Consider the following 26,468-nt stretch of genomic DNA (forward strand, 5'->3'; position numbering starts at 1 on the left):
GATGCAAAGTGAAAGGAATTATTTTAGCAGGTGGTACTGGATCGAGATTATATCCAATAACGAAAGTAACGAATAAACATTTACTTCCTGTTGGTCGGTATCCGATGATTTATCATGCGGTATATAAGCTAAAACAATGCGATATTACAGATATTATGATTATTACGGGTAAAGAGCATATGGGGGATGTTGTTAGCTTTTTAGGGAGTGGTCATGAATTTGGAGTGTCCTTTACGTATCGTGTGCAAGATAAAGCGGGCGGGATCGCACAGGCGTTAGGGCTTTGTGAAGATTTCGTCGGGAATGATCGTATGGTAGTTATATTAGGGGATAATATTTTTTCAGATGATATTCTTCCGTATGTTGAAGAGTTTGCAAATCAAAAAGAAGGTGCGAAAGTGCTATTGCAATCTGTAGAAGATCCCGAAAGATTTGGCGTAGCACATATTCAAAACCGAAAAATAGTTGAAATTGAAGAAAAGCCGAAAGAGCCGAAAAGTTCTTATGCGGTTACGGGAATTTATTTGTATGATTCGAAAGTCTTTTCTTATATTAAAGAATTAAAACCTTCTGCACGGGGAGAACTTGAAATTACAGATATAAATAATTGGTATTTAAAACGAGGGGTACTTACTTATAATGAAATGAACGGCTGGTGGACTGATGCGGGAACTCATGCTTCGCTTCAAAAGGCGAATACGTTAGCGCGTGATATTAATTTTGGGAAACAGTTTAACGGAGAATAGGTGAGAATATGAAAGTTGTAGAAACAAATTTTACCGATGCAAAATTGTTAGAACCGAGGTTGTTTGGAGACGAGCGTGGCTTTTTTTCAGAGAGTTATAATAAGCAGGTGCTAGAAACATTAGGGATAACGTATTCATTTGTACAGGATAACGTATCTTATTCGGCTAAGGCAGGAACGATTCGGGGACTACACTTTCAAAAAAAACCGAAAGCACAAACGAAACTCATTCAAGTTATGCAAGGGGCAATTTATGATGTTATCGTTGATTTACGAAAAAAATCACCAACATTTAAACAATGGAAAGGATATATTTTAAGTGCAGATAACCATCGGCAATTACTAGTGCCAAAAGGGTTTGCGCATGGATTTTGCACGCTTGTTCCGCATACTATCGTTATGTATAAAGTAGATGAATATTATAGCGCAGAGCATGACTCAGGATTACTTTGGGAAGATAAAAATTTAGCAATTCCTTGGCCAGTAACCGATCCTATATTGTCCGATAAGGATCAGATATTACCATTATTAGAGGAATATGAAGATAGTTTTTAAGTAGGAGCGTTGTTTATGAATATATTAGTAACAGGTGGGGCTGGATTTATTGGAAGTAATTTCGTTCATTACATGCTACAAAGTTATGAAACATATAAAATTATTAATTACGATGCATTAACATATAGCGGGAATTTAAATAACGTAAAATCTCTTCAGGATCACCCGAATTACTCTTTTGTAAAGGGAGAAATTCAAAATGGAGAGCTATTAGAACACGTTATAAAAGAGCGGGATGTACAAGTGATTGTAAATTTTGCAGCTGAATCACATGTGGACCGTAGTATTGAAAATCCGATTCCTTTTTATGATACAAATGTAATTGGGACGGTCACTTTATTAGAACTAGTTAAAAAATATTCGCATATAAAACTTGTGCAAGTATCAACGGATGAAGTGTATGGCTCTTTAGGAAAAACAGGGAAGTTCACAGAGAAAACGCCGTTAGCTCCAAATAGTCCATATTCTTCAAGTAAGGCGAGCGCGGACATGATAGCTCTATCTTACTATAAAACATATCAATTACCGGTTATAGTAACGCGTTGTTCTAACAATTATGGGCCGTACCAGTATCCCGAAAAATTAATTCCGTTAATGGTTACGAATGCACTGGAAGGAAAAAACCTACCGTTATATGGTGATGGTTTAAATGTAAGAGATTGGTTACATGTAATGGATCATTGCAGTGCGATTGACGTTGTTTTGCATAAGGGACGTGTAGGAGAAGTATATAATATAGGTGGAAATAATGAAAAAACAAATGTAGAAGTTGTGGAACAAATTATTACTCTTTTAGGAAAAACAAAAAAAGACATTGAATATGTTACAGATCGTTTAGGGCACGATCGTCGTTATGCGATTGATGCAGAGAAAATGAAGAATGAATTTGATTGGGAACCGAAATATACGTTTGAACAAGGATTACAAGAGACGGTGAAATGGTATGAAAAGAATAAGGAATGGTGGAAACCACTAAAAGACCAGTAAGGGGCATGTTAAATGAAAGAGAGGGTTATCATAACAGGAGCAAACGGTCAATTAGGAAAGCAACTATTTGAAGAGTTAGACTCTGAAGAATATGATATATATCCATTTGATAAAAAGTTATTAGATGTGACAAATATATCCCGAATACAACAAGTGGTACAAGAAATAAAACCACATATAATTATTCATTGTGCTGCCTATACGAAAGTAGATCATGCGGAGAAAGAACAGGATCTTGCATATAGAATAAATGCAATCGGAGCTCGAAATGTAGCGGTTGCTTCACAATTAGTAGGGGCGAAGCTAGTTTATATTAGTACTGATTATGTATTTCAAGGCGCCAGACCAGATGGATACGACGAATTTCATAGTCCAGCGCCGATAAATATATATGGGGCCTCTAAGTATGCGGGGGAGCAGTTCGTCAAAGAGTTACATAATAAATATTTTATCGTTCGCACATCGTGGCTATATGGTAAATATGGGAATAATTTCGTGAAAACGATGATGCGATTAGGAAAAGAAAGAGATGAAATATCTGTTGTAGCGGATCAAGTTGGCTCTCCTACGTATGTGGCGGATTTGAATATGGTTATTAATAAGCTCATTCATACTTCTTTATACGGTACATACCACGTATCAAACAGAGGCTCATGCTCTTGGTTTGAATTTGCACAAAAGATATTTTCGTACGCCAATATGAAAGTGAATGTATTACCTGTTTCAACGGAAGAATTCGGGGCTGCGGCTGCGAGGCCCAAATATTCTATTTTTCAACATAACATGCTAAGATTAAATGGTTTTTCACAAATGCCGTCTTGGGAAGAAGGATTAGAGCGGTTTTTTATAGAAACCAAAAGTCATTAACAAATTTCTGTTAATGACTTTTTTGTTTGCCTTTAAGCGGTTTTATGGTACTATAATTATAGTATCAGGTACTAATAACAAGTATAAGTATTTCTGGGAGGATATATCATGGAACTATTACAAGGGAAAACATTTGTTGTTATGGGCGTTGCGAACCAAAGAAGTATTGCATGGGGAATAGCTCGCTCTTTGCATAATGCAGGTGCAAAATTAATATTCACATATGCAGGAGAACGTTTAGAAAGAAACGTTCGTGAATTAGCGGACACATTAGAAGGACAAGAATCACTTGTATTACCTTGTGATGTAACGAATGATGAGGAACTTACAGCTTGCTTTGAAACAATTAAACAAGAAGTAGGTACTATTCACGGTGTAGCACATTGTATTGCTTTTGCAAATCGCGATGACTTAAAAGGTGAATTTGTAGATACTTCTCGCGATGGATTTTTACTTGCACAAAATATTAGTGCATTCTCTTTAACAGCTGTAGCAAGAGAAGCAAAAAAAGTAATGACAGAAGGCGGAAATATTTTAACGTTAACATACCTTGGCGGCGAGCGCGTTGTGAAAAATTATAACGTTATGGGTGTTGCGAAAGCTTCATTAGAAGCGAGCGTGAAATATTTAGCGAACGATTTAGGTCAACACGGTATTCGTGTTAACGCTATTTCTGCAGGACCAATTCGTACGTTATCTGCAAAAGGTGTAGGCGATTTCAACTCAATCTTAAGAGAAATTGAGGAGCGCGCACCACTTCGTCGTACAACAACGCAAGAAGAAGTTGGCGATACAGCAGTATTCCTATTCAGTGATTTAGCACGCGGTGTAACAGGAGAAAACATTCATGTTGATTCAGGGTATCATATCCTAGGATAAATATAATATTAATTTTTAAAGGACAATCTCTAAATGCTGAGATTGTCCTTTTTATTTGTTCTGAGAAAGAACGATTTTTAACGAAAGTTCTTACCACGTGATGAATATAACTATAATAGTACACGATTTATTTAGCTACGTATGGAAGTGGGAGGGACGAGTGTGAAGAATAAAAATAAAAGTTCAACAGTTGGAAAACCGTTGTTATATATCACGCAAGTAAGTTTAGAACTTGCTGCACCGAAAATAAAAAGGATTATTCTGACAAACTTTGAAAATGAAGATCAAAAAGAGAAAAGTAATAGACAAGAAAATATTGTAAGTAGTGCTGTGGAAGAGGTAATAGAACAAGAACAACAAGAAGAGCAGCAAGTGGAAGAAAAAATAGAAGAAAAAGAAGAACACGCAGAACAAGAAGAGCAAGAACCAGAACCAGTAAGAACTGTCCCGTATAATAAATCATTTAAGGATATGAATAATGATGAAAAAATTCATTTTTTACTAAACCGCCCTCATTACATTCCGAAAGTAAGGTGCAGAATAAAAACAGCTACAGTCTCATATGTTGGATCGATCATATCGTATCGAAATGGCATTGTATCTATTATGCCGCAAAATAGTATGAGAGATATTAGGCTGTCTATAGATGATATCCAATCGATTAGTATGGCCGGTTTTTAAATATGTAAAGGTGGTAGAAAGCTTCTACCACCCCAATAGTTTTTTAGTTTACTTTACGATAGAAACGTCGCGTAAGCATTGAATCGCACAGAAACAGCTTAAATCAACAGTAATGCAAGTAGTTGTAGATATTAATCTTGCATTTGGTACAGCTAAAAACGTACAAATTGGATCGTCACCAGGTGGTACCGGAGAACTGTCACCTAAAACTACAGTTAATACACGTAGTACAGCACAGCTATCGTCATCTACACTTTCCACACGGAAAATTGGAGAACGGCAGCTAGTAAGGCTTGATGATGGTGCAAATGCTTCAAAAGGTTCTCCAGTTTTTGTGTATAAAATAAAAGGGCGTGTATTAGCTACTGATGCAGTATTGTGTGCACCTAAGAATGGGATTTCACAACCAGATCCACATGTTGTTGTAGAACAATCTTGTAATTCATTGATGAATTTTACAACGTCAACTACACAATGAGAAGAGCCATGGTGTTTATTTTCGTTACAACTCATTAATGTCACTCCTTATCTTCTTGTTTGTATTTACATTAATAAGATATTGGAGTCGAGGAGATTTGGTCACAATCTCAAGACCTTTTTTTTTAAATAGGCGAAAGAGGATAAGGGAAGGTGGAATCATGCTGTTTACAAGCTGGCTTTTATTTTTTATTTTTGCGTTAGCTGCTTTTAGGCTCACTCGTTTAATTGTTTATGATAAAATTACAGCCTTTTTGCGAAGACCATTTATTGATGAATTAGAGATTACGGAGCCGGATGGAAGTGTATCAACGTTTACAAAAGTGAAAGGTAAAGGATTAAGAAAGTGGATTGGCGAATTGTTAAGCTGTTATTGGTGTACAGGTGTATGGGTTAGTGCTTTTTTATTAGTCTTATATAATTGGATTCCTATCGTTGCAGAACCGTTACTTGCATTATTAGCTATTGCAGGAGCAGCAGCAATCATTGAAACGATTACAGGATATTTTATGGGAGAATAATATATTTTCATAATACGAGAAAAAGCGGAGTTTAAAAGAATGAGGGAACGGAAATAAAGAGTTGTTCATATAGTAAATAGACAGAATTGACAGTAGAGGAGATGTTTGCTGTGAGCAATAATCCAAGGCAAAATTCATATGACCTGCAGCAGTGGTATCATATACAGCAACAACACCAAGCACAACAACAGGCATATCAAGAACAATTACAACAACAAGGATTTGTGAAGAAAAAGGGATGCAATTGTGGGAAAAAGAAGAACACAATAAAACAATATGAAGAATGAAACACTCATGCTACTGTGAGTGTTTTTTATTATATATAAAAAGCGGTATTTCTGTATTAGAAATACCGCTTTTTACTAGCTAATTTGTGCAACTGTTAATGCTGCAGCACGAATGTCTACAGTTCCAATTAACTGAACTGGCACAATTTGAATTAAGTCACCAGGATTTAAGTTAATAAGAATAACACCGCTGGATACGTCTACTTCACCAGTACCAATAACGTTAGAACGAACTGCTGTACCTGATCCAGGAATAATGTTAGCTGGTGTATTTAATGATAAGAAGAAACGACCAGCTTCTGGTGCAACAGGTGAGTTATCAAGACTAATTGTTAATGTATAACTGATTTGATAAATACCAGCTCGTAGAATTCGAATGCCATCTCCGACACTTACTGTATCATTTATTACAGGAACAGTAATATTTGGGTTTGGACTTACGCTAGGTAATAATAGTGGTGTAAATAGTGAAGCAAACTGAGGTGCAGACGCGTTGAAAGCAAAACCAAAGGCAGGTAGTGTACTAGCTGGCTTCGCCTCGCAATCGATTTTAGTAAATTCGCAATCAGAAGAGAACATGTTTTTCACTCCTTTATCTGTTTCTACTTTCAGTTAATGAAAAGGACAGGTTCTATGTTCTAGACAAGTTCCCAATTTTAAGAAATTTACATAAGAATACTCTTTAAGCATGGATTGGGTGGCAGAATTATCTGCCACCCAATCCATGCTTAACTCATTATTTAGTTTTAAATAGAAACATCGCGTAAGCATTGAATAGCGCAGAAGCAACTTAAATCAACAGTAATGCAAGTGGAGGTTGATATTAGTCTTGCATTTGGTACAGCTAAAAACGTACAGATTGGGTCGTCACCAGGTGGTACAGCGGTACCATCACCTAAAACTACAGTTAATACACGCAATACAGCACAGTCATCATCATCTATACTTTCTACGCGGAAAATGGGAGATCTGCAGCTAGTAAGGCTTGAAGATGGTGCAAATGCTTCAAAAGGTTCTCCAGTTTTTGTGTATAAAATAAAAGGACGTGTATTCGCTACTGATGCATTGTTATGTGCACCTAAAAATGGAACTTCGCAACCAGATCCACATGTTGTCGTTGCACATTCTTGTAGTTCATGTATAAAACGAACAACATTCGATACACAGTTGAAATCACACTCATGTTGATGATCTTCATTACAATTGCAGCTCATTATGTTCACTCCTTCTCGTGAGTTCTGACATACACTATTACAATATGAGTGGAATATGGCTGATATTACGTTAATTCTCACGATAAAAACAAGGAATTTATATAGGAGGGATGTACATAACGTGATATAAAAAAAGACATCCTTATTTAGTGGATGTCTTTTCAGGTAAATCTTTTCGCACAGTATATAAAAAACGAGATATATCTAATTTCTTTCCTCTGAAAAATTGCGGAGAAGAAATATAAAGTTCTTCTTTCGCACGTGTAATGGCGACATACAGTAATCGGCGTTCTTCTTCTAACGCTTCAGAAGTTTCCGTAACACGATCATTTGCATCTTTTAAAGAAGAAGTATGAGGCAGGATTCCATCACTTGCTCCAAGTAAAAAGACACATGGAAATTCAAGGCCTTTTGCGTTATGGATTGACATAAGTGAAACGGCATCTTTTTGCGGCATTGTTTTTAATGCTTCCATTTCTTTTTGACCTTGAATCGCCTCGTCGATAAATTGTAAATAAGCTGGAATATCGGTGAAACGAGTTGCAGACTCCATTAATTCTTCCAACATTTCTTCTTGTATGTCTTTATGCATCGTAAAGGAAGAACGATCGTTATTTTGTAAGTACTCTAAATATTTTCCTTTACCATAAATGATTTCTTTTAATGCTTTTTTCGGTTCTAATTCTTTAATAAACTTAATAAAATCGATGCGCTCATTTACCTTTTTCACTTGAAAAGGTTTTAAGCTTGGATTTAATAGTAAGAAATGAAGAAGAGAAGGGAAGCGTCCCTCACCATATTTCCATTGTTCACGTTCAATAAATGAAATACAATCATCACGTCCGATATACATCGTCGGCAATATGTTTGAAAGTGATTCTAGTCGAAACGGCTCAATCACGAGTCTTAAATGATCTAATACAGGCTTGATTAAAGAATGTTCATAAAATGATTGGCTCGCCCCGTGTTTAATAAACGGGATTTTATGAATGGTAAGCTGATCAAGTAACGAACGACTTACAGAATGTGTACGATACAGTAAACAAAAATCTTTAAAGTTACGTTCACCACTCTCTACTTTTTCTTGAATAAGCTGCAAAATTTGATTTGCTTCGTCAAGAGTCGTAGCAGGTCTTGCATAAAAAGGTTGTACACCTTCCTCACGAACAGAGTATAGCTCTTTATCAAAACGTTCTTGATTTAATTTTATAACTTCATTTCCAAGCCCGACGATAAAGGGATTGGATCGATAATTCGTATTTAGTGCAATGATTGTTGTGTTATCAAATTCTTTTGGAAAAGATAAAATAATTTGGTGACTTGCCCCTCGCCAACCATAAATTGCTTGATCATCATCACCTGCGATGAACAAATTATTTCTTGGCGTGGCTAACAATTTTACGATTTCATATTGTGCATAGGATGTATCTTGAAACTCATCGACTTCAATGTAGTGAAACCGTTGTTGTAATTGAGTTAGTAAAGGAGCATTATTTTCTAACATATAATATGTTTCCAATAAGATGTCATCGAAATCAATATAATTGTATCTTTGTTTTACCTCTTCAAAACGTTCGTATACTTCTTTAAATTCTTGTTCGACTGGTGTTTTCGCTTTTACATCTTTCGGACGATTTAATTTGTTTTTCTCAAGTGAAATCATCGCGAGCATCGTTTCCGCATCATAATCGTCTTTTAAACGCAATTCTTTTAAGATTTTCTTTATCATAATTTGTTTATGTTTTTCATTTGCTAAAATTTGCTGATTATAACCTTGACTACGAAGTAATTTTAAGAAAACAGAGTGGAATGTACCAGCAACAACGTAGCTACTTGCTGCATGATTCATACCTGGTAACTTCGCAACACGACTTCGGATTTCTTCAGCTGCTTTTTGTGTAAATGTAAGTAATAAAATATTTCGTGGATGAACTTGTTTTACATTTACTAAATAACCAACGCGAGTTGTTAAAACCGATGTTTTCCCGCTTCCAGCACCAGCTAGTGTAAGAACAGGACCTTCTGTTGTGCGCACGGCTTCTAATTGTTTTTCGTTTAAAAAAACATTTTGTTGTTCAAGAGCGCGGAAATAAGCCGCGTCTACATCTTCTTCCATAATTAAATGGGTAGATGTTTTCGGAATATGATATGTCGCACGCGGAATATCAGCGTGTGTTAACGATTTTTGTGAAAATTTTTCTTGTGTCATATGTTCACCTTCAAAACTATAGCATCAACATTTAACTTTAGCGGAAGAAAAAGAAAATAGCAATGTAAAAAAACAGGAGGGGTCACCTCCTGTTTTCAAATTACAATTTTTTTATCATTACGACGTGCGGGATATTTGCTTCCATAAATACATCAGAACTTGTTACATATCCAAGTTTTTTATAGAAATCTTCAGCATGTGTTTGAGCGTGAAGTTTCAATTTTGGTAGCGAATTTTCTTTTGCATACGCTTCAAGAGAATCCATAACAATTTTTCCAATCCCTTTTTTGCGATGGGAATTTAGCACGCAAATGCGTTCCATTTTTCCTATACCATCAAGGATGCGAAAACGTCCAGCACCAACTGGAACATCATTGTCATATATAACAACGTGTGTTGAAGTTTCTTCAAACTCATCGTACTCTTCTTCAGCAGAGACACGTTGTTCATTTACAAACACTTGTTTACGTACAGAGAATGCATCTCTTAGTTGTTCGTCCGTTTGTACAATCTGTGCGTGCAAATTAGTTGTTCCCCTTTCCAAGACGGAATGTTTCGTGTACAGTCCATGTTCCATTTTCTAATTGATATAGAAGATGGAAACGATCAATTGGTTGTTCGTAATAGAAATCTTTCATACGTAATCGGCCCAACACATCAGCATGCTCTGCATCTGATAAGCCTTGTCCGATTGTTAAATGAGGTACGAAAGCATATTCGCGTTCTTGCGTGAATAACCCGCTATGCATTTCTTCATTTAAGAAAGTAAGTTCAGGTGTTTTTTCTACTTTAAAGTAAAGGACGTTATTAACAGGTGCGAAAGAACCAACTTTCCCAACATGAAGGGTGAAAGGGTTCGTTTTACTTGCGATTGTATGTAACTCGTTTACAATCGACTCTAATTGTTCATCTTGCGCCTCAAAGGGTGTTTTCAATGTAATATGTGGCGGAACTAATGCGTAGTGCGGGTCATAACGTTTACGCAATCCGTTCGCTTTATCTTGAATCATTTTAGATGGAAAAATTACAATGCCTAATTTCATGTTCCAATTCCTCCCTTTGTAAGTCTAGTTAGATTTTGAGATAAATCTCTTTATCTATTATATCAAATTATTCTGAATACTGCTCTCTATTATTTCATTGATAGAATATGAGAGAAGGCTTTCGGTAAATCAGTCTGCCAATATTTCCAAGTATGATTGCCTTCAAATTCCTCGTAATGCGTGATGAAGTTTCTATCTGTAAGAAGCGTATTTAACTCACGGTTCGGCCCTACGAAATCAGATACTTGTCCATCAGTACGCTTTACAGCCGTTTCTTCTGTACCGATGACGTGATACAGTTCTAACGCCTGTGGATCTTTGAATTCTTTTGCTAAGTTCATCACTGTCTCATCCACAAATGGTGATTGCATAACGACTTTACCGAATGTATGCGGATACATAAGTGCAGTCATAAAGGAAACTGTTCCGCCAAGAGAATCACCAATTAAAACACGACCTTTTCCCATTTGATACGTTGGATAATTTTCATCAATATATGGTGCAAGTTCATGAGCAAGGAAACGAATATATGCAGCATTTTTCACTTCATTTGGGAAATATTTTTCTTTACGATCATGTACATTTTTATATGGAATACCGACAATAATTGTACGGTCAATTTCTTCGGTTTCACGAAGGCGCTCAATTACACGGTGCGCTTTACCGAGCTGAAAATAATCTCTACCATCTTGTGCAATTACAACTGTATGTTTGTGCAGTGGTGTGTAATTTACTGGTAAATAAACGAGAAGTGTAACATCTTCTTGAAGTGATGCGCTATAAAATGAAATTTCTTCAATTCTCCCTATTGTTTGACTCATGTAGATCCCCCTAAATAAAAATTTACTGTAACGATTGTAAGAGCGACGCTTGTAGTGAAAAGGAAAGAAATATTCACTAATTGGTGCCTTAATTTCTATTTTACCATAATGGTACGAAGAATCTAAAAAATTAGTATTTAAGTTACGAAAGAAAACGGATATAATGAAGTGGGATTTTTGACAGGTGAGAGGGGAGACAGGATTTGAAACAAGAAAAATCAATCGCACTACCATTGGCTATTTCTATAATTGCCATTTCCTTTGCAGCAGTTTTTGTAAAGATGTCCTCAGCACCATCTTCAATATTAAGTATGTACCGCTTATGGATTATCGTACTTATTATGCTGCCTATCGTATGGAAAAAAAGAGAGGAATTTAATAGGATTCAAATGAAAGATTGGGGCTTTTTAATTGGATCTGGTTTCTTTTTAGCACTTCATTTTCTTTTATGGTTTGAATCTTTAAAGCATACAACAGTTGCTAGTTCAACAATTATTTTGGCACTTCAACCAATCGTATCTTTAGTTGGAGGTTTTTTTCTATTTAAAGAAAGAACAACATATTCAGCCATTGCAACGATGGGAATCGCTATTTTGGGAGTAATGTGCATTGGTTGGGGAGATTTAGGTTTAAGTAAGCAAGCAATTTATGGTGACATATTATCCTTTCTAAGTGTAATAGCGGTTGTCGGTTATTTATTTATCGGGCAAACGACAGTGAAGAAAGTATCGCACTGGATTTATAGCTTTACAGTCTTTGCGTTCGCAGGTCTTTTTATGGGGATTTATAATGTCATATTACAAGTACCCTTTACAGGTTATACGAAGTGGGATTGGACTGTTTTTCTTTTACTTGCGGTTGTGCCGACAGTGTCACATGTAATTAATAACTGGCTATTAAATTATGTAAATGCAACGACAATTTCAATGAGTATTTTAGGAGAACCTGTTGGAGCATCTATACTTGCGTTCTTCTTACTTGGAGAAAAATTAAATGCAATGCAAATCATCGGTAGCATGCTCGTATTGTTTGGTGTATCTGTTTTCTTACTACAGCAACAAAAGCGAACAGCAAAAAATGTCGTAAACGAGCCGGTATATACACAGGAATTATAGTGTTAGGGGAGAAAAGAGAAGTTGTGATACTTCTCTTTTTGTTTTATAGGAATATGGGCATAGAAGGGGGATGGAAATCGAATTTCCATCAAAAAAAGATACATGGTTATATCCAATTTTTGTAGGGAGAGAATATTTTCTTTTGCTTTTTACAATTCCATTAGCAATGTTGTTTAGTTGAAGTTGATTTTTGGCAAAATATATTGCCGGGAAAGAAACAATTACGATTAGATCGGGTCTCATTACAAAACGTATATTTATACGAGATATAAAACAAATTTCAAATACGAAAAATCCAATAGCAACTCATGCATTATCATTTGACTGACTTGAAATTGTTTACGATACACATAAAAACAGAAATTATTTCTCCAAGAAATAAAGAACAATTTATTAACTTTGTAAAAAGTAAAAACTCAAATATTGAAACAAAGTAAAAGAGTGGCTACGAAGCCACTCTTTTACTTTGGGTTTGTCATATAAGGTTGTACGTGAATGACACATAGGTCACGGAATTTGCCTTCAGCAGTTGTGACAATTACGACTGCTTTACCTGCACTTTTTCCAGTAATCGTCACGGTGTCACCTTTTGGATATATGGTGATGATATCAGAATTCATATTTGACCAAATAAGCTCTTTATTCGTTGCTTGTATTGGCAAAATGGAAGCTGCTAACACAATGTTTTGTCCCGTTTTTATTTTTAATTTATGTTTTTCCATATGAACACCGATGACTGAAATAACAGAAGGAGCAATTGAAATTTTAGGCGGGTTAGGTTGCATGTTTAAACAAGATGCAGAAGTATTTGTGATAGGTGAAAATTTTCGTGTTTGTTGTTGCTGGAAAGCTGCTAACATGTTGGAGTCCCCTTTCTGTATAAGTGCTGATATTCATACTATAAAGGAGTAGTGTTATGTTAAATTTAACGAAACATAAAGAATTTGTTAAATTTGATAAGAAGATTGTCGAACTGTAAAAAAATCTCTGCTGTTACGATAACAGCAGAGATTTTTTTATAAATTATGACGATGTTGTTTTTCGAAATCCTCAAATTGCTCTTCAACTTCTTTTGAAGGTTGTGTTAGTAAACTAACAATTACGATGGCTAGTAAACTAATAGCGAAACCTGGAATCATTTCATATAAGAAATCTTTTAAGAATTTGAATTGAGTCCAGATAATAACAGTAGCGGCACCAGAAATCATACCAGCAAGCGCGCCCCATTTCGTCATACGTTTCCAATATAAGCTTAATAAAATAGCAGGTCCGAATGAAGAACCAAAACCAGCCCAAGCGTATCCAACAAGAGCTAAAATCGTATCATTTTGTTTAAACGCTAAAGCGCACCCAACTAATGCAATAACAAGTACAGCCATACGACCGATAAATACAAGTTCTTTATCAGATGCAGAACGTTTGAAGAATGTACGATATAAGTCTTCCGTTACGGCACTAGAAGTAACGAGTAACTGAGATGAGATTGTACTCATAATTGCTGCTAAAATAGCGGCTAATAAAAATCCAGTAATAAGTGGGTGGAATAAAATTTTCCCAAGTTCAAGGAAAATTGTTTCTGGGTTAGATAATGTTAACTCTTGTTGTGAATAGTAAGCAATACCAATAAGACCAGTAAACATAGCTCCAACAACAGAGAAAATCATCCAGCTCATACCAATTCTTCGTGCGCTTTTAAGTTCTTTTACAGAAGAAATTGCCATAAAGCGTACGATAATATGAGGTTGTCCGACATAACCAAGGCCCCATGCGAATAGAGAAATCATTCCTAAAGTAGAGGCACCTTTAAAAATATCTAGACGTGTTGGATCTACAGATCGAATTGTATCAAATGCAGGTCCAAGTCCGTTCGAATTCATAATTGTTACGATAGGAACAAGAATAAGAGCAACTACCATAATGATTCCTTGCACGAAGTCTGTCCAACTTACTGCTAAGAAACCACCAAATAATGTGTAAGCGACAACAACGCCAGCTACAATGAATAATCCAACATGATAGTTCATGCCAAATGAATTTTCAAATAATACAGCGCCTGAAACTAATCCTGAAGCTACATAGAAAGTAAAGAAAATCATAATAACAAGTCCAGATACTAAACGTAGCATATGAGATTTGTCGTGGAAACGGTGTTCCAAAAATTCTGGGATAGTAATAGAGTTATTTGCAATTTCTGAGTAGGTACGTAAGCGAGGAGCGACATATAGCCAGTTTGCGTATGCGCCTAGTGTCAGGCCGATCGCAATCCAACTACTACTTAATCCAACGCTAAACATTGCACCGGGTAATCCCATTAAAAGCCAACCACTCATATCGGATGCTCCAGCGCTTAATGCTGTTACTGCGGGGCCTAGTGTACGCCCGCCAAGCATATAATCTGTTAAGTTGGACGTTCGTTTATAAGCGAAATAGCCAATGACTAACATCCCGAGCATGTAGATAGAGATTGAAGTTAAAGTTAACATCTGCGTACTCATGTAGTTCCCCTTCCTTTTGTCATGTCTTTTGATGCGTTATGCATATTTATCCCGCATAAACGGGCAGTAAAACTCCCACCTTAAAATTGGCTGGGCAAGGAAATTAGGTGGGAGATCAACTGCCCGTAAATGCCCGATTGGTTCAACTAATAATCAGTGGGGAGAACAAAACCCTCACTGATTAAAGTTTCACTTTATAATCTATCATGATTATTCTGAAAAATCCATATAGAAATACGAATTTTCAGAAATGTAAGCGTTTTTTGATGTCATTTTACTTTTTTAATATATAATATTCATACAAAAAACCTTATTTTTAATAGAGTATTTATTATATTTACATAAAAAGAGGTTGTTTTGTCAATATAATATTGAAAGGAAAGAAAAATAAAATTTTTGGAAAAGTATTGACTTGTGAAAAAAGTTAGGTCTATAATGAGTGCAACTTAAAAAAATGCAAGCGTTGATGAAGAAGAGTACACATGATGAACATGTCAGAGAGCTGATGGTTGGTGCGAATCAGTATGGAATTGATGTGGAATGGGCTTCGGAGCTTCCAAACCGAAACGAAAGAAGTAGGCTTTGGCGACATGATCTCATCGATACAAGAGACACGTATTGTTTTTGATACGGTAAAGTGCGTTACATTTGTAACGAATTAAGGTGGCACCACGGGAGTACCCGTCCTTTCTATAGGATGAGTACTCCCTTTTTGTGTATAAAAAATTAAATAAGTGAAATCGTTTAAGTAAGAAGAGTACGTATATTGGAGACGTTACAGAGAGCCGGGAATAGGTGGGAGCCCGGTACGGTGCCATATACGGAATGGGCTTACGAGAGGTATGCTGAACAATTATTTTCAGTAGGCAACCCGGGTTCCGCCGTTACAAGGATAAGGTATAAATTTTGTACCTGAACAAAGCGGGATGCTTTTGCATCCAACACGAGGTGGTACCGCGGTATATTTATCGTCCTCTACATATTTTCGATATGTAGAGGACTTTTTTATTTTTCAGGGCGAGGTGAAGGACATGATGACGAAAGAAGAATTTATAAAACAAAAAAGAGAGAGAAAGACATTTTTAGTAATCACTGAAGAAGAAGGAGATAGCATTACGCCAATTTCTTTATATAGACGTATGAAAGGGAAGAAGAAATTCTTATTAGAAAGTTCACAGCTTCATCAAGATAAAGGGCGTTATTCTTACTTAGGATGTAATCCTTATGGAGAAGTGAAAAGCGTTGGTACGGAAGTGGAACGAACGATTTACGGCCGGTCAGAAAAGTTGCAAAGTAACGTACTTCAAGTGTTAGAAGAAGTGATCGCGTCAGCTCAAGTAGAGAGTCCATTTCCATTTTGCGGGGGAGCAGTTGGTTATATTGGATATGACGTCATTCGGCAGTATGAAAACATTGGAGCGGATTTACACGACCCATTAAATATTCCGGAAGTACACCTTTTACTATATCGTGAGTTTATCGTTTACGATCATTTACGCCAAAAGTTGTCGTTTGTATATGTATGCAGGCAAGATGATTCAGCAGATTATGAAGAAGTATACGAAAGGCTACGAGTATACAAAGAGGAAGTGCTACAAGGAGAAGAAGCTGAAGTAAATGCAATACAATCCCCATTATCATTCACTTCTTCTATAACGGAAAAAGAGTTTTGTGAGATGGTAGAAATGGCGAAAGAATATATAAGAGCGGGAGACATATTCCAAGTTGTACTGTCACAGCGTTTACAAAGTGAATGTATTGGTGATCCATTCGCGTTATATCGAAAACTTCGAATTGCAAATCCATCACCATATATGTTCTATATCGATTTTCAAGATTATGTTGTACTCGGTTCTTCGCCAGAAAGTTTACTATCAGTAAGGGAGGATAAAGTGATGACGAATCCAATTGCTGGTACAAGGCCGAGGGGGAAAACGAAGAGGGAAGATGAGGAAATCGCAAAAGAACTGTTAGGCAATGAGAAAGAGCGAGCAGAGCATATGATGCTTGTAGATCTTGGGCGAAACGATATTGGTAGAGTGAGTGAAATCGGCTCGGTTACGATAGATAAATATATGAAAGTAGAAAAATATTCTCACGTTATGCACATTGTATCCGAAGTTTACGGAACATTGCGAAAACAAATGGGTGGATTTGATGCGTTAGCGTATTGCTTACCAGCAGGGACGGTTTCTGGAGCTCCGAAAATTAGAGCGATGGAAATTATAAATGAACTAGAGAATGAAAAAAGAAATGTATACGCTGGTGCAGTTGGATACGTTAGTTTTTCAGGAAATCTTGATATGGCGCTCGCCATTCGAACGATGGTCGTAAAGGATGAAAAAGCATATGTTCAGGCAGGAGCAGGAGTCGTTTACGATTCAGATCCAGTAGCTGAATATGAAGAAACATTAAATAAAGCGAGAGCGCTTTTGGAGGTAATGAAATGATTGTACTTATCGATAATTACGATTCGTTCACATATAACTTGTATCAACTGTTAGGCGAACATAAAGAAGAAATTGTAGTTGTAAGAAATGATGAAATAACGATAGAACAGCTAGAAGAGGTGAATCCAAGAGGAATTGTACTTTCACCAGGACCAGGAAAACCAGAGGATGCTGGCATTTGTATCGACGTCATCCGTCATTTTTATAAGAACGTTCCCATATTAGGGATTTGTCTTGGCCACCAAGCGATCATAGCTGCATTTGGAGGAGACATTGTTAGAGCAGAATGTATTAAACATGGAAAAACATCGCGTGTGAAACATAACGGAACGTCAATCTTTTCATACGCTACACAGCCGCTAACGGCAATGCGCTATCATTCCCTTGTTGCAGAGCAAACGAGCTTGCCAGAGTGTTTTGACATATTAGCAACAGCGATGGACGACGGAGAGATAATGGCAGTCCGTCACAATTATTATCCGCTCTTCGGATTACAGTTTCATCCGGAATCAATCGCAACAGAAGAAGGCGGAAAGTTAATACGTGCCTTTTTAACAGAAATAAAAGAGGAGGAAAGAGTATGAATAACTATCTTCGTAAATTAGTGGAGGGTCAACATTTAACAGAAGGGGAAATGTATAAAGCAGGACTACTTTTATTAAGTGAAAACATATTAGAAAGTGAAATTGCAGCTTTCTTAGTCTTACTGAAAGCGAAAGGTGAAACTGCAGAAGAAATATACGGTCTCGTTCGAGCTCTTCGCGAAAAGGCATTGCCGTTTTCGAACCATATACAAGGAGCAATGGACAATTGCGGGACGGGTGGTGACGGTGCTCAAACGTTTAATATTAGCACAACATCAGCATTCGTACTGGCAGGAGCAGGTGTAAAGGTTGCAAAACATGGTAATCGTGCTGTTTCTAGTAAAACAGGAAGTGCAGACTTATTAGAAGAACTAGGTGTAAATATTAGTAGTACGCCAAACGAAATTGATTATTTACTAGAGCATGTGGGCATTGCATTTTTATTTGCACCAGTGATGCATCCAGCACTAAGGCGCATTATGAAAATAAGAAAAGAGTTAAACGTGCCGACGATCTTTAATTTAATTGGTCCTTTAACAAATCCAGTGAATTTAGAAACACAATTTGTCGGTATTTATAAACGAGATATGTTATTACCAGTTGCAGAAGTATTACAAAAGTTAGGCCGGAAACAAGCGCTTGTCGTAAATGGAAGTGGTTTTTTAGATGAAGCGTCATTACAAGGGGAAAATCACGTAGTCCTTTTAAAAGATAATGAAATAGTAGAAATGAGTATTGATCCAGAAAAGTATGGTTTTTCAAGAGTGAAAAATGAAGAAATTAGAGGGGGGAATTCAAAAGAAAATGCAAAGATTACGCTTGAAGTATTGAGCGGAGAAAAGAGTGTTTATCGTGATACAGTTTTATTAAATGCAGGTCTAGCTCTTTTCGCAAATGGAAAAACGGAAACGATTGAAGAAGGAATTAAACTCGCGGCACATAGCATTGACTCTGGAAAAGCATTAACCAAATTAAACTTATTAATTGCAGCAAGCAATGAAAAATTAGAAAGGGTGAACTAAAGTGGGGACGATTTTAGATGAAATTGTAGAACAGAAGAAAAAGGAAGTTGCGGAGTTGTATGAAATATATACACCAGTAAAAACAAAAAGAAAGACACATTCACTTGTAGAAGCGTTACAGCAGTTTACTGTCATTGCAGAAGTAAAGCGAGCATCACCATCAAAAGGAGATATCAATTTACACGTTGACGTACGAAAACAAGTGGGAACATATGAGAAATGTGGTGCAGGAGCAGTATCTGTTTTAACAGATGGTCAATTTTTTAAAGGGTCGTTTCACGATTTACAAACAGCAAGAGAAGAAAGTAACATTCCGCTTTTATGTAAAGATTTCATAATCGATAAGATTCAAATTGATAGAGCATATGAAGCGGGAGCAGATATTATTTTACTAATTGTAGCAGCGTTAACGAAAGAGAAGTTAAAAGAGTTGTATAGCTACGTGTTAGAAAAAGGATTGGAAGCGATTGTTGAAGTTCATGATGAACAGGAATTAGAAACTGCGATTGTATTAAATCCGCACGTTATTGGCATTAATAATCGTAATTTAAAAACGTTCGAAGTAGATTTAAGCCAAACTGAAAAGCTTGGAAAAAGATTGAATGAGGAGAAACTACTTTGGATTAGTGAAAGTGGCATTCATTCAAAAGAAGATATTATTCGTGTTAAAAGAGCTGGGGCCAAAGGTGTATTAGTTGGAGAGGCGCTTATGACATCATCTTCTATTAGTAGTTTTTTTGAAGATTGTAAGGTGAATATATGAAAGTGAAAATTTGCGGCATCACTGATGTGGAAACAGCGAAAAGTGCGTGCGAATACGGCGCAGATGCACTCGGATTTGTTTTTGCAGAAAGTAAACGGAAAATCACTCCAAAGAGAGCGAAAGAAATCATTCAGGAGCTTCCAGCCAACGTGTTAAAAATTGGTGTTTTCGTAAATGAATCAGTAGAAGTGATCCGGAAAATTGCAGATGAGTGTGGGTTAACACATGTACAACTACATGGGGATGAAGACAATTATCAAATTAGAAGATTGAATATTCCGTCTATAAAATCGCTAGGAATAACTTCAGAGAGTGATATGAAAAACGCTCAAAGGTATGAAACGGATTATATATTATTTGATAGCCCGAAAGAAAAGTTTCATGGAGGAAATGGAAAGACATTTTCATGGGAACTACTTGGACATATGCCAAAAGAATTGCGAAAGAAAACGATATTAGCTGGTGGATTAAACGCTCTTAATATAGAAGAAGCAATTCGAACTGTTCGGCCATACATGGTCGATGTGAGCAGTGGAGTAGAGACAGAAGGAAAGAAAGATGTAGAGAAAATAAAACAATTTATTATAAAAGCGAAGGAGTGTTCCAAATGAACTACGCATATCCAGATGAAAAAGGACATTACGGTATATACGGAGGACGATATGTTCCAGAAACGTTAATGCAATCTGTACTAGAACTAGAAGAAGCATATAAAGAAGCGATGCAAGATGAAGCATTTCAAAAGGAATTAAATCATTATTTAAAAACGTACGTCGGAAGAGAAACACCGCTATATTATGCTGAAAATATGACGAAGTATTGCGGTGGTGCAAAGATTTATTTAAAACGTGAAGATTTGAACCATACAGGAGCTCATAAAATTAACAATACAATCGGTCAGGCACTACTTGCAGTGCGAATGGGCAAGAAAAAAGTTGTCGCTGAAACAGGAGCTGGACAACACGGAGTTGCAACAGCTACTGTATGTGCTCTTCTCGGATTAGAATGCGTCATTTTTATGGGAGAAGAAGATGTAAGACGTCAAAAATTAAATGTGTTCCGAATGGAATTACTCGGAGCGAAAGTAGAAAGTGTAGCGGCAGGTAGCGGTACATTAAAAGATGCGGTAAACGAGGCGCTTCGTTACTGGGTTTCACATGTGCATGATACGCACTACATTATGGGATCTGTTCTCGGACCACATCCATTCCCGCAAATTGTCCGTGATTTCCAAAGTGTAATTGGAAATGAAACGAAAAAACAATATGAGGCGTTAGAAGGAAAGTTACCAGAAGCAGTCGTTGCTTGTATTGGCGGTGGTAGTAATGCGATGGGGATGTTTTATCCGTTCGTACACGATGAAGAAGTTGCTCTTTACGGCGTAGAAGCAGCTGGAAAAGGCGTTCATACAGAAAAGCATGCAGCAACTTTAACGAAAGGAAGCGTTGGCGTTCTCCACGGATCAATGATGTATCTTCTGCAAAACGAAGAAGGACAAATTCAAGAAGCACACTCTATTTCAGCAGGACTTGATTATCCAGGTGTTGGTCCAGAACATAGCTTGCTAAAAGATATTGGCCGCGTTTCCTATCATTCGATAACAGACGAAGAAGCATTAGAAGCATTTCAATTATTAACGAAAAAAGAAGGCATTATCCCGGCGTTAGAAAGCTCGCATGCTGTCGCATACGCATTAAAATTAGCGCCGCAAATGAAGAAAGATGAAGGGCTTGTCATTTGTTTATCTGGCCGCGGTGATAAAGATGTAGAGAGTATAAAACGTTATATGGAAGAGGTGTAAAAAATGGGAGTAGAAAAAATTAAAGCAGCGTTTGAAAATGGCAAGAAAGCATTTATTCCGTACGTAATGGGCGGAGATGGTGGCCTTGAAAAATTAAAAGAAAGAATTCGTTTTCTTGATGAAGCAGGAGCAAGCATCGTTGAAATTGGTATTCCGTTTTCAGATCCAGTTGCAGATGGCCCAACGATTCAAAGAGCAGGGAAACGAGCGCTAGATAGCGGCGTAACATTAAAAGGCATTTTTCAAGCGTTAGCAGAGGTAAGGAAAGAAGTACAAATGCCTTTTGTTCTTATGACATATTTAAATCCGGTACTTGCATTCGGAAAAGAGAGATTCATTGAGAACTGTATAGAAGCAGGTGTAGACGGCATCATCGTTCCAGACTTACCGTATGAAGAACAAAATATTATTGCGCCGTTACTTCGAGAGGTAAACATTGCGCTCATCCCACTGGTTACCGTAACGAGTCCTATTGAAAGAATTGAAAAAATTACGAGTGAATCAGAAGGGTTCGTTTATGCTGTTACAGTAGCGGGCGTAACGGGAGTACGTCAAAACTTTAAAGAGGAGATTCATAGTTACTTAGAAAAAGTAAAATCACACGTCAACTTACCAGTAGTCGCTGGATTCGGCATCTCAACAAAAGAACATGTAGAAGAAATGGTTACAATATGCGACGGAGTTGTCGTTGGAAGTAAGGTCATTGAGCTTTTAGAAAATGAAAAGCGAGAAGAAATATGTGAATTAATATATGCAACAAAACAAAAAGAAGAGGCGTAGTCTCTTCTTTTTGTTTTGCGTAATAAATGTTAAAATATACAGAAAATACATATAATTCAGAGGGGGAGAAGGCATGCTAAGACGTAAATTACTATATCTATTTTTAACTGTACCGTTATACGCTTGGCTCATTAGCATGACGAAAATAGAGTTAATGGCTCTATTTTTAGGGTATGTATTCATCTTTTCCAACTTAAATCGCATTCAAGAACAGTCTATTTTAGAAATATGTCTATTTTCGATTAGTATAGAATTATTTAGTATCGTTTCGATTGTATTATTAAACGAACTATTTCTACGGATTCATTCATTTACATTAATGAAATTTTGGAATATTATATTGCAAGCAATATGTACTTACATTGTGTTTGTTGTGTTGAAAGAAATAGTCGGAAAGCAGACAGTTTTTCAGGATAATAGAAAATGGGAGTGAATGAAAAGGAGCCGTTTGGTTCCTTTTTTGAATCTGTTTTAAAAACAATTGAAAATTATAGCATCTGTTATATAATAGTTAAAAATTGTATTTTAAACGAAATGAGATGATAACATGGCCATATTGTTGGCACTTATCCCAATTATGATGATTTTCATTTGTTTATTTTTATTTAAACAAACGTCATTAAGGTCTTCGTTAATTTCTTATGCTGTATGTGTTGGAATCGTTTTACTCTCGCCAACGTTTCAATTAGGGATAAGTGAAACTGTACACGCAACGATTAAAGGATGGTTAATTTGTTTTATTGTCGGGTACGTTTTATTTTTCGGTATTTTTTTATTTCACCTCATGAACAAAATGGGGTACATCGATCAAGTGGCACGTTTTCTAGAAGCAGTGACGCAAGATCGCTTATTACAAATGCTGCTTATGTGTTTTGGCATTTGCCCGCTTATTGAATCAGTAAGTGGATTCGGTATCGGCTTCATGGTTGCAGCACCTATTTTTCTTTCACTAGGATATAAACCATTTCAAGCTGTACTACTCTCATTCATCGGCTTACTAGCTAGTTCATGGGGCGCAATGGCAACTGGTACGATTATCGGTTCGCAGCTAATAAATATGCCTCTTACAACACTTGGCACAAATACAGCGCTACTAAGTATTCCGATGTTTGCTTACTTCGTTATTCTTTCTTTACACGTTGTTGGCGGCTGGCAAGCGGTTATAGAAAAGTGGAAAGAAGGAGTAGGATTCTTTCTATTATTTTCTCTCGGAATCTATCTTTCTAATGCATACGTAAGTGTTGAACTAGCCGGGATATTAAGTTCTATCGTTACGATTACATTTGGCTTTTTTATCATTAAATTAAAAGGAAAAAGTGGGCAAAATCTTATAACAGAGCATGCGGCTGCAACGGAGAGAGAAGTATCCATTATAAAAATTATTAGCCCTTATATATTTCTAACAGTTTGTATTTTACTTTCTCGCCTCGTTCCAGCATTACATGATTTGTTCAGATCATATGCGGTTCTTGATTTGAAATCATACTCTTACAAACTAGAGTTACTATATTCACCAGGATTTTGGCTCGGTATGACTTGCTTATTTACTATTATTTTCTTCCGCATCCCGTCTAATATTATTAAACAATCACTCTCACAAACGATCAAACAATGGATTCCTTTTGCGATTACGACGACAATGTTTATCGCCATTTCAGAACTAATGGGTGCATCAGGCATGCATTCATTACTCGCAAAGACAGCTGGTGATACATTTGGAACATTTTTCGTTTTCGTTGCGCCGTTTATTGGCGCTATTGGTGGATTTTTAACAGGTAGTAACGCAGGATCAAATGCAATGTTTATAAAACTACAAATGCAAACCGCACAAAACGTAGCACTCCCGTGGCAATATGTCACAACACTTCAAAACACCGCATCATCAGTAGCGACAATCGCTTGTCCATCACGGATTACACTAGGTGCTTACTTATGTAATATCCCTTACCGTGAAAATGAACTATTAAAGAAGACGACGTTAATGATTTTTGGTGCGGTTTTGCTTGTAGTGGTAGAGGTTATTGTTTGGTATATGTTGAGAAATTAAAAATCCTCTTAACATAGGAGGATTTTTTTTATGAATGGATAATGTTTTAAATATGAAAAGCTTCTACTAGATGAATAGGAGATGAAATGTATGCCCTTAAAAAATTATGGTGTGTTAAAAGGTACCGTTATACAATCTAAGATCGGAAAAGGGAAAACTCCTCATTATCAAGTTCATTTACAAGGCGAAGCAGAAGTAGATTATCGTATTGCAATTAACGTAAAATCGCAAAGCTATCCATCAGAAGTTTTATATTTTGCGAGTAACAATATTAAGTCAGAGGCGATTCATATTTTACCGACATTACCATTCGGTTTTACAGAAATAAAAAACAATGAACCGAAAGTAGCTTTAGATTATGTAAGAGGAAATCTATTTGACTCAAATCAAATGATTCCTTTGCCTCCCGAAAAAGCAGGAGCAGATAATGATTTAAATGAAAAAATAGAACGTTATATAAAACGAGCAATAGAAGAAAAAGCAATTATTTACGCGTTTGGTGAAAGATGGGGACCAGAAGAAAATACACCAGATTCCTATTTTCATTTCAAACCAGGAAACGGTATACATGATATTCATATGAATCAAGGGAATGTAGAAAAATGGCAAGGTGATGATGGCATATGGCAAGACGGAGGAATACTCATTCACTTTGAAAAGGAAGAAGAATGGATTGGTATCTTTCTTGCATTCCAATCACAGTCATGGTGTACCGATGAAGAAGGACATGCTCGGGTGCCGGTTGAGCATTGTGATTATAAGAGGAATAAGTGAGGAGAAGAGCTAGTCTGAAATGGACTAGCTCTTCTAGTTGGAGTACATTCTGTTCTAAAAAAATTGTTGTTAATTTGCAATACTAAATAATAGGGAGATGATTTGAATTTTTAAACATTATATATTAATATAATGTTATATGTATTGTTTAAAAGTGCTAGGAGGAGATTTTTTCTTGGGTAAAACTGAATATTTAGAAATGTTGCGAAGGACAAAAGAATTTTTACAAAAGAATTTCTCTTTTATAAAAGTAGGATTCTTTGGTAAGCGGATTATTTCAATTATAATCATTTTAATATCATCGTCAGTGGCATATTTTTCCGGATATCTGTTTTTATGGGGATACTATTTTGGAGGTGAAAAGGACCAATCACTGTTATCAGTTGCAGTTAATTTAGTGCCTATTGATCGTGTGATAGCTTTTTCTGTGGGCTTCTTTTACATCATCTTAATTGGAATTATTGTTTTGTTTTTTGTAGCTATATTAAAAAATAAAGATAGTTTTGACTCAGCTTTTTTAATAGCGTTGGCATTAGGTTTAACAAACATAGCGATTGTATATTTTTTTGCAGCAGAAATAACATTTATGGCATATATTCAGACGTTATTACTTTGGGTGTTACCTTTACTTCTTGTACTTATAAGTGCAAATTTTTATTTTTGTTTTAAAGATTTTTATACTTTTATAAGTTATGAGGTATATTGTTACACTACATATATTAGTTTTATAATAATATCCAAATACTTTAATTTAACATCGCTAGGGGATTTATTATCCAGATTTGAATTTTTTATATTAATGTTTATTATTGGTGCACCCACGATATTTCTAATAAATCAGATAAAAAATCAAATGATTTTATTTACAGTGAAAAAAATATTGAAATCCATTGTGATAATTCCGATACTTTTAATGCTAGGGTTACATATTTATGTAGACGCATGGGCTAAAGCAATTTTCACTGTATTTATTATTAATACTATGATTTATATAAGAGTACGGAGGGGAGAAGATAAGACGACAAAAATATTAGCAGATGAAGGGCGTAGGGGAGTTACAAAGCCACTATATATTACGAAACCGTTCACGGTAATATTATATATGTTAGTGGTGTTTTTTATTATAAGTAATTTAACTCTATATTCTTTGGTTCAAGGAGGAAAATATATGTATTTAATTCTTCAACCAAATAATTATCAGACAATAGAGTATATATGGGATGGAAAATTGAAACGTATAAAGGGGAATATTATTTCTAGTCAAAATGATACGTATTATATATCAACAACTGAGAGAAAATTAATGATTTTAAAAACAAAGGATATAATTATAGATTCAAATCAATAAGAA

The 26,468-nt window shown here is 36.1% G+C and carries 29 protein-coding genes, 1 pseudogene and 2 other annotated features; of the genes and pseudogenes, 21 read left to right on the plus strand and 9 right to left on the minus strand.

Annotated features, from left to right (window positions below; genetic code table 11):
* Positions 1 to 8: 8 nt before the first annotated feature.
* The 6 genes from ACZDYH_RS08970 (at position 9) to ACZDYH_RS08995 (ending at position 4,714) form a co-directional block, all read left to right on the plus strand.
* Complete coding sequence (locus ACZDYH_RS08970; RefSeq protein WP_000676157.1) at positions 9 to 746, plus strand: sugar phosphate nucleotidyltransferase; 738 nt, start codon at positions 9 to 11, stop codon at positions 744 to 746.
* An 8-nt stretch (positions 747 to 754) separates the two neighbouring features.
* The gene (rfbC, locus tag ACZDYH_RS08975) at positions 755 to 1,300 is read left to right on the plus strand and encodes a dTDP-4-dehydrorhamnose 3,5-epimerase (RefSeq protein ID WP_434713769.1); all 546 of its coding nucleotides are present in this window, start codon (positions 755 to 757) and stop codon (positions 1,298 to 1,300) included.
* A 15-nt stretch (positions 1,301 to 1,315) separates the two neighbouring features.
* Positions 1,316 to 2,287 carry a dTDP-glucose 4,6-dehydratase gene (rfbB, locus tag ACZDYH_RS08980; RefSeq protein ID WP_474886200.1) on the plus strand — a complete coding sequence of 324 codons (972 nt, stop codon included), beginning with the start codon at positions 1,316 to 1,318 and terminating at the stop codon, positions 2,285 to 2,287.
* Positions 2,288 to 2,299: 12 nt separating this feature from the next.
* Positions 2,300 to 3,154: a dTDP-4-dehydrorhamnose reductase gene (gene rfbD / locus ACZDYH_RS08985; protein WP_000664653.1), complete on the plus strand. Its 855-nt coding sequence runs from the start codon at positions 2,300 to 2,302 to the stop codon at positions 3,152 to 3,154.
* Positions 3,155 to 3,262: 108 nt separating this feature from the next.
* Positions 3,263 to 4,033, plus strand: coding sequence for an enoyl-ACP reductase FabI (gene fabI / locus ACZDYH_RS08990; RefSeq protein ID WP_000421886.1), 771 nt, complete (start codon positions 3,263 to 3,265; stop codon positions 4,031 to 4,033).
* Positions 4,034 to 4,174: 141 nt separating this feature from the next.
* Positions 4,175 to 4,714, plus strand: a complete 540-nt coding sequence (locus ACZDYH_RS08995; protein WP_080348333.1) for a CotO family spore coat protein — start codon at positions 4,175 to 4,177, stop codon at positions 4,712 to 4,714.
* 48 nt (positions 4,715 to 4,762) lie between these two features.
* Here the strand turns inward: ACZDYH_RS08995 and exsY are convergent, their stop codons facing one another.
* The gene (gene exsY, locus ACZDYH_RS09000) at positions 4,763 to 5,227 is read right to left on the minus strand and encodes an exosporium assembly protein ExsY (RefSeq protein WP_001277744.1); all 465 of its coding nucleotides are present in this window, start codon (positions 5,225 to 5,227) and stop codon (positions 4,763 to 4,765) included.
* Positions 5,228 to 5,352: 125 nt separating this feature from the next.
* Between exsY and ACZDYH_RS09005 the strand changes: the two genes are divergently transcribed.
* On the plus strand, positions 5,353 to 5,712 hold the full coding sequence (locus ACZDYH_RS09005; protein ID WP_000899662.1) for a DUF1360 domain-containing protein: 360 nt from the start codon (positions 5,353 to 5,355) through the stop codon (positions 5,710 to 5,712).
* Between the two features lie 101 nt (positions 5,713 to 5,813).
* On the plus strand, positions 5,814 to 5,999 hold the full coding sequence (locus tag ACZDYH_RS09010; protein ID WP_029948404.1) for a hypothetical protein: 186 nt from the start codon (positions 5,814 to 5,816) through the stop codon (positions 5,997 to 5,999).
* A gap of 75 nt (positions 6,000 to 6,074) precedes the next feature.
* Here the strand turns inward: ACZDYH_RS09010 and exsF are convergent, their stop codons facing one another.
* The 6 genes from exsF to ACZDYH_RS09040 all read right to left on the minus strand — a co-directional run bounded on the left by exsF (position 6,075) and on the right by ACZDYH_RS09040 (position 11,286).
* Complete coding sequence (gene exsF / locus ACZDYH_RS09015) at positions 6,075 to 6,578, minus strand: exosporium protein ExsF (protein WP_000492939.1); 504 nt, start codon at positions 6,576 to 6,578, stop codon at positions 6,075 to 6,077.
* A 167-nt stretch (positions 6,579 to 6,745) separates the two neighbouring features.
* Positions 6,746 to 7,213 (minus strand): spore coat protein CotY, encoded by a 468-nt coding sequence (cotY, locus tag ACZDYH_RS09020; RefSeq protein ID WP_001277719.1) that lies wholly within the window; start codon positions 7,211 to 7,213, stop codon positions 6,746 to 6,748.
* 142 nt (positions 7,214 to 7,355) lie between these two features.
* Positions 7,356 to 9,422 carry an ATP-dependent helicase gene (locus ACZDYH_RS09025; protein ID WP_434713776.1) on the minus strand — a complete coding sequence of 689 codons (2,067 nt, stop codon included), beginning with the start codon at positions 9,420 to 9,422 and terminating at the stop codon, positions 7,356 to 7,358.
* A gap of 100 nt (positions 9,423 to 9,522) precedes the next feature.
* Positions 9,523 to 9,945, minus strand: coding sequence for a GNAT family N-acetyltransferase (locus ACZDYH_RS09030; RefSeq protein ID WP_000543296.1), 423 nt, complete (start codon positions 9,943 to 9,945; stop codon positions 9,523 to 9,525).
* A 1-nt stretch (position 9,946) separates the two neighbouring features.
* Positions 9,947 to 10,465 carry a YjcG family protein gene (locus ACZDYH_RS09035; protein ID WP_000765863.1) on the minus strand — a complete coding sequence of 173 codons (519 nt, stop codon included), beginning with the start codon at positions 10,463 to 10,465 and terminating at the stop codon, positions 9,947 to 9,949.
* 89 nt (positions 10,466 to 10,554) lie between these two features.
* The gene (locus tag ACZDYH_RS09040; protein WP_000084013.1) at positions 10,555 to 11,286 is read right to left on the minus strand and encodes an alpha/beta hydrolase; all 732 of its coding nucleotides are present in this window, start codon (positions 11,284 to 11,286) and stop codon (positions 10,555 to 10,557) included.
* Between the two features lie 203 nt (positions 11,287 to 11,489).
* Between ACZDYH_RS09040 and ACZDYH_RS09045 the strand changes: the two genes are divergently transcribed.
* Together ACZDYH_RS09045 and ACZDYH_RS09050 are read left to right on the plus strand one after the other, a co-directional pair.
* Positions 11,490 to 12,401 (plus strand): DMT family transporter, encoded by a 912-nt coding sequence (locus ACZDYH_RS09045; RefSeq protein ID WP_000806939.1) that lies wholly within the window; start codon positions 11,490 to 11,492, stop codon positions 12,399 to 12,401.
* Positions 12,402 to 12,477: 76 nt separating this feature from the next.
* A pseudogene (locus tag ACZDYH_RS09050) lies at positions 12,478 to 12,838 on the plus strand (PH domain-containing protein).
* A 24-nt stretch (positions 12,839 to 12,862) separates the two neighbouring features.
* Here ACZDYH_RS09050 and ACZDYH_RS09055 read toward each other — a convergent pair.
* Both ACZDYH_RS09055 and putP read right to left on the minus strand, forming a co-directional pair.
* Entirely contained in the window at positions 12,863 to 13,261 is a 399-nt protein-coding gene (locus tag ACZDYH_RS09055) for an Ig-like domain-containing protein (protein ID WP_000878730.1), read from the minus strand.
* Between the two features lie 156 nt (positions 13,262 to 13,417).
* Positions 13,418 to 14,896: a sodium/proline symporter PutP gene (gene putP / locus ACZDYH_RS09060; RefSeq protein WP_434713780.1), complete on the minus strand. Its 1,479-nt coding sequence runs from the start codon at positions 14,894 to 14,896 to the stop codon at positions 13,418 to 13,420.
* A gap of 454 nt (positions 14,897 to 15,350) precedes the next feature.
* Positions 15,351 to 15,588, plus strand: a binding site (T-box leader).
* A 42-nt stretch (positions 15,589 to 15,630) separates the two neighbouring features.
* Positions 15,631 to 15,875, plus strand: a binding site (T-box leader).
* Between the two features lie 52 nt (positions 15,876 to 15,927).
* Between putP and trpE the strand changes: the two genes are divergently transcribed.
* From trpE to ACZDYH_RS09115, 11 genes are all read left to right on the plus strand, one after another.
* Positions 15,928 to 17,346, plus strand: coding sequence for an anthranilate synthase component I (gene trpE / locus ACZDYH_RS09065; RefSeq protein WP_002183416.1), 1,419 nt, complete (start codon positions 15,928 to 15,930; stop codon positions 17,344 to 17,346).
* Positions 17,343 to 17,930: an aminodeoxychorismate/anthranilate synthase component II gene (locus ACZDYH_RS09070; protein WP_000636324.1), complete on the plus strand. Its 588-nt coding sequence runs from the start codon at positions 17,343 to 17,345 to the stop codon at positions 17,928 to 17,930. The genes trpE and ACZDYH_RS09070 overlap by 4 nt, the downstream gene beginning before the upstream one ends.
* Positions 17,927 to 18,952 (plus strand): anthranilate phosphoribosyltransferase, encoded by a 1,026-nt coding sequence (trpD, locus tag ACZDYH_RS09075; protein WP_434713784.1) that lies wholly within the window; start codon positions 17,927 to 17,929, stop codon positions 18,950 to 18,952. The genes ACZDYH_RS09070 and trpD overlap by 4 nt, the downstream gene beginning before the upstream one ends.
* Before the next feature lies 1 nt (position 18,953).
* Positions 18,954 to 19,715, plus strand: a complete 762-nt coding sequence (gene trpC, locus ACZDYH_RS09080) for an indole-3-glycerol phosphate synthase TrpC (protein ID WP_016124289.1) — start codon at positions 18,954 to 18,956, stop codon at positions 19,713 to 19,715.
* Positions 19,712 to 20,326, plus strand: coding sequence for a phosphoribosylanthranilate isomerase (locus tag ACZDYH_RS09085; RefSeq protein ID WP_434713787.1), 615 nt, complete (start codon positions 19,712 to 19,714; stop codon positions 20,324 to 20,326). Before trpC ends, ACZDYH_RS09085 begins: the two co-directional genes overlap by 4 nt.
* Positions 20,323 to 21,516, plus strand: a complete 1,194-nt coding sequence (trpB, locus tag ACZDYH_RS09090) for a tryptophan synthase subunit beta (protein WP_016124290.1) — start codon at positions 20,323 to 20,325, stop codon at positions 21,514 to 21,516. The genes ACZDYH_RS09085 and trpB overlap by 4 nt, the downstream gene beginning before the upstream one ends.
* A gap of 3 nt (positions 21,517 to 21,519) precedes the next feature.
* Positions 21,520 to 22,296, plus strand: a complete 777-nt coding sequence (gene trpA / locus ACZDYH_RS09095; protein WP_000537825.1) for a tryptophan synthase subunit alpha — start codon at positions 21,520 to 21,522, stop codon at positions 22,294 to 22,296.
* A 73-nt stretch (positions 22,297 to 22,369) separates the two neighbouring features.
* Positions 22,370 to 22,729, plus strand: coding sequence for a DUF4029 domain-containing protein (locus tag ACZDYH_RS09100; RefSeq protein ID WP_000946131.1), 360 nt, complete (start codon positions 22,370 to 22,372; stop codon positions 22,727 to 22,729).
* Positions 22,730 to 22,843: 114 nt separating this feature from the next.
* Entirely contained in the window at positions 22,844 to 24,343 is a 1,500-nt protein-coding gene (locus tag ACZDYH_RS09105; RefSeq protein ID WP_017672804.1) for an L-lactate permease, read from the plus strand.
* Between the two features lie 90 nt (positions 24,344 to 24,433).
* Entirely contained in the window at positions 24,434 to 25,117 is a 684-nt protein-coding gene (locus ACZDYH_RS09110; protein ID WP_434713789.1) for a DUF2278 family protein, read from the plus strand.
* 175 nt (positions 25,118 to 25,292) lie between these two features.
* Positions 25,293 to 26,465, plus strand: a complete 1,173-nt coding sequence (locus tag ACZDYH_RS09115) for a hypothetical protein (RefSeq protein WP_000520587.1) — start codon at positions 25,293 to 25,295, stop codon at positions 26,463 to 26,465.
* Positions 26,466 to 26,468 lie beyond the last annotated feature (3 nt).

The sequence above is a fragment of the Bacillus sp. EB V-12 genome (assembly GCF_056158125.1).